Below are 5,860 nucleotides of genomic sequence, written 5' to 3' on the forward strand. Positions count from 1 at the left end.
TTTCATCACCTTTTATGGGAATGTTTAGCCGATTAATTGCTCTAATTCTGCTAAACGCGCATCAAATACTGCACATGCGTCTTCGATTGGTTTAGCTGATGACATATCAACACCCGCAGCTTTTAATACGTTAATTGGATAATCTGAACAACCTGCTTGTAGGAAGTTTTCGATGTAACGTTTTACCGCTGGCTCGCCCTCTTCTAAAATTTGCTTGCTTAATGATACTGCCGCAGATTGCCCTGTAGCATATTGATACACATAATAATTATAGTAGAAATGTGGAATACGAGACCACTCCAGCCCAATCTCCTCATCAATAATAACCGCATCACCAAAGTACTTTTTATTTAAGTCATAGTACATCTCTGTCAGTGACTCTGCTGTAAGTGCTTGGCCCTCTTGATCAGCTTTATGAATCATTAACTCAAACTCTGCAAACATCGTTTGGCGGAATACCGTGCTACGGAAGCCATCTAACCAAAGGTTAAGTAAATAAATACGCTGTTGCTCATCTGTTACCGTTTTTAATAAGTAATCATTTAACAACTCTTCATTACAAGTCGAAGCTACCTCTGCTACAAAGATTGAATAATCTCCATAAATATACGGTTGTGTTTGTCTTGTGTAATAACTATGCACACTATGACCAAACTCATGTGTTAACGTAAATAAGTTATTCACATTATCTTGCCAATTCATTAAAATATAAGGGTTCGTTCCATAAGTACCTGACGAATACGCACCGCTACGTTTACCCTTATTTTCCATAACGTCTACCCAACGGTTTGCTAATCCTTTTTTTACAATGCTTTGGTATTGTTCACCAAGCGGTGCTAAGCTCTCTACTAACACTTTTTCAGCTTGCTCATAAGGCATTGGCATTTCTACCTCTGGCACTAATGGTGTAAAGAGATCATACATATGCAACTCATCCAAACCTAACACCTTTTTGCGTAAAGCAACATAACGGTGAAGTAGCGGTAAGTTTTTATTAATTGTTTCAATAAGTTGGTCATAAACATTTTCAGGAATGAAGTTAGCTGCCATTGCCGCATGACGTGCAGAATCATAATTGCGAATACGAGCATTCACATTATCGCGCTTCACTTGCCCAATTAACGTCGAAGCAAAGGTATTTTTAAAGTTACCGTAAGTTTCGTACATCGCTTTAAAAGCTCCCTCGCGCACTTCACGCTTACTGCTTTCAAGCATTTTAATATAATTACCATGTGTTAAACGTACCTCATTGCCATCAGGATCAGTCACCAATGGAAATACTAAATCTGCATTGTTTAACATACCAAATGTTTGAGCTGATGCACCCGTAACCTCAGCAAGCTGAGCAAGTAATGCCTCCTGCTCCTTTGGTAAAGTATGTGGTCGCTCTAGCGCTAACTCTGCTAAGTGCTGTTTATATAAGCCTAACGCTTCATTTTCCTTAACAAAGCCTTCTAACGTCGCCTCATCAAGTGCTAATAGTTCTGGTGTAATGTACGATAGCGCAGATGATAGTGTTGCCGCTAATGATTGAATACGTCCATTCATCCCTTGGTAAAAGCTATTTGTTGTATCTTGGTCGTAGCGCATATGCGCATACGTATAAAGTTTCATTGCACGTTCATATATTTCATCTCGACTTTGCAATGCTTGCAAAACCGTAGCCGAGCTTTCACCTAAGTGTCCCGAAAACTTCGTAGCATCTTCTACAAGTGCGCTTACTGCTGCAAACTCCTCATCCCATGCCTTATCCGTTGCAAAAATGTCCTCTAGGCGCCATGTTTTTTCTACTGGTACCTCTTGACGAGTAATTAATTCCGTCATTGCTGTTCCCCCTTAAGTCGAAAAGTAAAGTTCTGTTTTATTTTCCCACTGTAGTTAGGAGAAAGCAAATAATTCAGTCAAGGGTTGGTCCCTAAGCCTAGTAAACTCGCTACAATAATAGTTAAGTACCTTTTCATTTTCGTCTGTTACGGGATAGCGATATGTTTGCAAAAAAGCATGTGGCTCAATAGCAGCTAACTCACATATTACTTGCTTACAATAAGCATGCAACTCATTTTGCCAAACAATATCTGCACCTAGTGTGTGAGGTAGTGCACAAGGGATGCTGTAAGTAAAATCAATCAATGCACAACGTAAATCAGCTGCACAGGTACGTAAACGTAGTGCTTGTGGTTGTCTAGGAAAACGTAAGCAATTCGCTACTAGATGTGCGTTAGCATGCTGATAACAACTAGCATAATAACTGCGTTGCTCCTCTGTTAACGGGGCTGGTCTATAAAAGGGAAAATGTTGCTTAGTTAAGGGCATACGACTTAAGCGCACAATAAATTGATCATGGTAAAGACGGTAGAGGTGACTTGCATAGGTAAACGTTTTGGTTTTAGGTGCATAAAATAAAATAAAGTCTTCCGCACCAGCTTGATACATCTTACTTATGCGTTGTTGTATAACTGCTTGATAGCTAGCGAACGTAGGTGCTTTAAAAATCCAAATAGGAACAATACCCACAGCACGGTAACCTGCACTACGCTTTTTAATGGTACTAGCACTAATCGTGCTACATTGAAATTCAATGGCATACTCCTGTTCGCCATACATCACTAATAAATCAGGTCGCTGTGTTACCCCCTCTATCGTAGGCTCTAGCATAACGAATAATTTACGTTGCTGTAGCCATTCATATAATTGAATTTTGCCAGCCAAATGGGCCTCGCTCTCTCCCTCGCTAAAGAGTTTAGTACAGCTCGTTGCTACTTTATGAGCAAAATGTGGTGTCATAATTGCCCCTAGTTTCAGCTGTACAGGTGCTTTACATTGTGGGCAAAAAAAGGTACTCCCTTGTTGTAGTTGTTGTAGTGCCTGGCGTGAATGTTGCATAGTATAAATTAATGTGCCTTGCTCATTATGTGCCATTAACATCGTATCCCCTCCTTGTCTACAGCATAAAATCTCCATGCAAAAACTGCAAAATAATGTCGGCTAAACGCTGAAAATTAAATTTTGGCATAAAAAAAAACGCCACGAGCTGAACTCGTAGCGTATCATTATTAAGCAAAGTGGCTAACAATTGTATCAAAGCAATTGTTTTCCATGATTAGTTTGCCATATTCATCAAGGTAATGAATAGTTACAGGGCTCTTAGCCAAATACTCACTTACCTTCGCATCAATATTCGCGATATCTTTTGGTGCCATATCATTAATATCAATAGTTAAATAATAGCCACCCTCCATTGTGTAAAGGGATGTCTTTATATTTTCTGCAATTAAACGATGGGCTAACGGAACGATGTCATCAATATCTTTAAATGCGTAGGTTAATGCTGCATCATAAAACACTTCAGCACTATCTGCTTCTTCAAACTCAAACGGTATTTCCTCTGAGCTATCCATTAAGTCACCCATGACGTCATCTAAATCTGTACTGTCTTCAAACATTGTTGAAAACATCTTTTCGATTTCCTTCATAGCATCGGAACGTGTAACAACGATTTCTACACCGCCATCTAGGTACGTACATACGCCCACATCAATCCCTCAGCTTCTAGGTATTCGCGTTCATCCGCCTCTTGTAGCACTTCCATGAAGAGTTGATCACTCTTAGCTGGATTTAACCACACTGTATTGCTATCATAGCCACGCGCTTCAATATCACGATTCGTTAAAAATAATTTAATTGTATTATCATTAATACGCTCGATATTCATATACACCAACTCCCTTCATCGTTAATGCCTATAGTCGTAAAATCGTTTAACAACGAAAGGCTGATCAAAAAGCAAATAACTTTTTGGTCAGCCTCTTAGCTGTTTATTTAGTTTACCATCTTTTGTGCTTCTTGCAACTGATACGCACGCACTTTACGAGGTAGGAAGCGTCGAATCTCATCTTCGTTATAACCCACTTGCAGGCGTTTTTCGTCTAAAATAATTGGACGACGTAATAGCCCTGGGTGCTCTTGAATAAGTTCGTATAAATGCTGTAGCGGTAAGCTCTCAACATCTACATTTAATTTTTGGAAGATTTTTGAGCGCGTTGAGATAATTTCGTCTGTGCCATCTTCAGTCATGCTTAAAATTTCTTTAATTTCACTAATGCTTAGTGGCTCTGAGAAAATATTGCGTTCTTTGTAAGGAATGTCGTGCTCCTCTAACCACGCTTTCGCTTTTCGACATGAAGTACAGCTTGGTGAAGTAAATAATGTAACTATCATGAATTGCACATCCTCTCCATATATTTATATTAAAGTATGTTTTTTATTATTTAGAATTACTATAATTAAAACTCTTCTCTTATTATAATATACAAATCAACTTTTGAATATAGCACAGTGTGAATTTTTTGCGACAACTCAAAATTAAAATGCTCATTTTTCATGCTTAAAACTCTAATCTTGTTATTGTAGATTTTTACTGTTATACATTTCCCCGTCAAAAAACCTTCAAACCTATTTGTTTATTTTCTCATTTATTATTTTTCAATCGAGAAGAATACGTTTTCTTCTCATTACCTACTACGTTTTCTCTTCAGAAAAGTTCCTACTTTCTCACATTGTCATGTAATGGTATACTAGTTGTAACAACAATGATAAAGAGTAGTAGGTGCAATTGACCTTTTTAGAGAGTGTATGGTTGGTGAAAATACACAAGGCAATGCATTGAATGGACTTTTGAGTTGATAAGGTGAACGGTTGCAGTAGCTTTATTCGTGCCCCTCGCGTTAAGAGGTAAAGTGGCTAAAGTAATTTAGCAAGCTGGGTGGTACCACGGATTTAAAACATCATTCGTCCCTTCTTCGGAAGAGATGCGTGATGTTTTTTTAATTGAGGAGGGTATATCATATGAAAACAATTTTTTCTGGCGTTCAGCCAACAGGTGTTATTACATTAGGTAACTATTTAGGTGCGTTTAAACAATTCCCTAAGTTTCAAGATGAGGGCAATGCGATTTATTGTATCGTGGACGAGCATGCTATTACCGTACAGCAAGATCCAAAAGAATTACAGGACAATATTCGTAAACTTGCAGCTACGTATTTAGCAACAGGCATCGATCCTAAAAAATCGACATTATTTATTCAATCTGAAGTACCTGCACACGCGCAAGCTGGTTGGATGATGCAATGCGTTGCCTCAATGGGCGAACTTGAGCGCATGACACAATTTAAAGATAAATCAACAGGTAAGGAAAGTGTAAACGCAGCCTTACTAACTTACCCACCTTTAATGGCGGCTGATATTTTACTATACAATACAAATATTGTGCCTGTAGGCGAAGACCAAAAGCAACACTTAGAGTTAACGCGTGATTTAGCAGAGCGCTTTAATAAACGTTATGGTAAAACGCTTGTCGTGCCTGAAATTTATTTACCAAAAGAAGGCGCTCGCATTAAATCATTACAAGAGCCAACGAAAAAAATGAGTAAGTCTGATCCAAATACAAAAGCTACAATTAAATTATTGGATACACCAAAACAAATCGAGAAAAAAATCAAAAGTGCTGTTACTGACTCTGAGGGCATTGTGACCTTTGATGCAGAAAATAAACCAGGCGTTGCTAACCTATTAACAATTGAGTCAGCAATTTCTGGTGTAGCTATTGATGATTTAGTAGCAAAATATGCTGGACTTGGCTATGGTGCATTTAAAGCAGGCGTTGCTGAAGCAGTCATTGCTGATTTAACACCTGTTCAAGAGCGCTTTAACGAATTAATTCATTCAACTGAATTAGACCATATTTTAGATGAGGGTGCAGCTAAAGCAAATGAAATTGCTTCTGCTACCGTTAAACGCATGGAAAATGCCATGGGTCTAGGTCGCCGTCGCTAATACCCCACAAAGTATAAAGAGGCTGGGA

The 5,860-nt window shown here is 38.5% G+C and carries 6 protein-coding genes and 1 other annotated feature; of the genes, 1 reads left to right on the forward strand and 5 read right to left on the reverse strand.

Going from position 1 to position 5,860, the window contains the following annotated elements; genetic code table 11:
* Nucleotides 1–24: 24 nt before the first annotated feature.
* From pepF to spxA, 5 genes are all read right to left on the reverse strand, one after another.
* Nucleotides 25–1,824 (reverse strand): oligoendopeptidase F, encoded by a 1,800-nt coding sequence (gene pepF / locus CH76_RS12865; RefSeq protein ID WP_036147119.1) that lies wholly within the window; start codon nucleotides 1,822–1,824, stop codon nucleotides 25–27.
* A gap of 54 nt (nucleotides 1,825–1,878) precedes the next feature.
* Complete coding sequence (locus CH76_RS13605; protein WP_051910372.1) at nucleotides 1,879–2,925, reverse strand: competence protein CoiA; 1,047 nt, start codon at nucleotides 2,923–2,925, stop codon at nucleotides 1,879–1,881.
* A 128-nt stretch (nucleotides 2,926–3,053) separates the two neighbouring features.
* Entirely contained in the window at nucleotides 3,054–3,533 is a 480-nt protein-coding gene (locus tag CH76_RS12875; protein ID WP_036147122.1) for an adaptor protein MecA, read from the reverse strand.
* A complete protein-coding gene (locus CH76_RS14175) occupies nucleotides 3,512–3,712 on the reverse strand; it encodes an adaptor protein MecA (protein WP_036147124.1) in 201 nt (66 codons plus the stop codon). Before CH76_RS14175 ends, CH76_RS12875 begins: the two co-directional genes overlap by 22 nt.
* Nucleotides 3,713–3,819: 107 nt before the next feature.
* The gene (spxA, locus tag CH76_RS12885) at nucleotides 3,820–4,215 is read right to left on the reverse strand and encodes a transcriptional regulator SpxA (protein ID WP_036147132.1); all 396 of its coding nucleotides are present in this window, start codon (nucleotides 4,213–4,215) and stop codon (nucleotides 3,820–3,822) included.
* Nucleotides 4,216–4,580: 365 nt separating this feature from the next.
* Nucleotides 4,581–4,799, forward strand: a binding site (T-box leader).
* Between the two features lie 46 nt (nucleotides 4,800–4,845).
* Between spxA and trpS the strand changes: the two genes are divergently transcribed.
* Nucleotides 4,846–5,832, forward strand: coding sequence for a tryptophan--tRNA ligase (gene trpS, locus CH76_RS12890; RefSeq protein ID WP_036147127.1), 987 nt, complete (start codon nucleotides 4,846–4,848; stop codon nucleotides 5,830–5,832).
* Nucleotides 5,833–5,860 lie beyond the last annotated feature (28 nt).

Origin of the sequence: Lysinibacillus sp. BF-4, assembly GCF_000743635.1 — a bacterium.
Lineage (GTDB): Bacteria > Bacillota > Bacilli > Bacillales_A > Planococcaceae > Metalysinibacillus > Metalysinibacillus saudimassiliensis.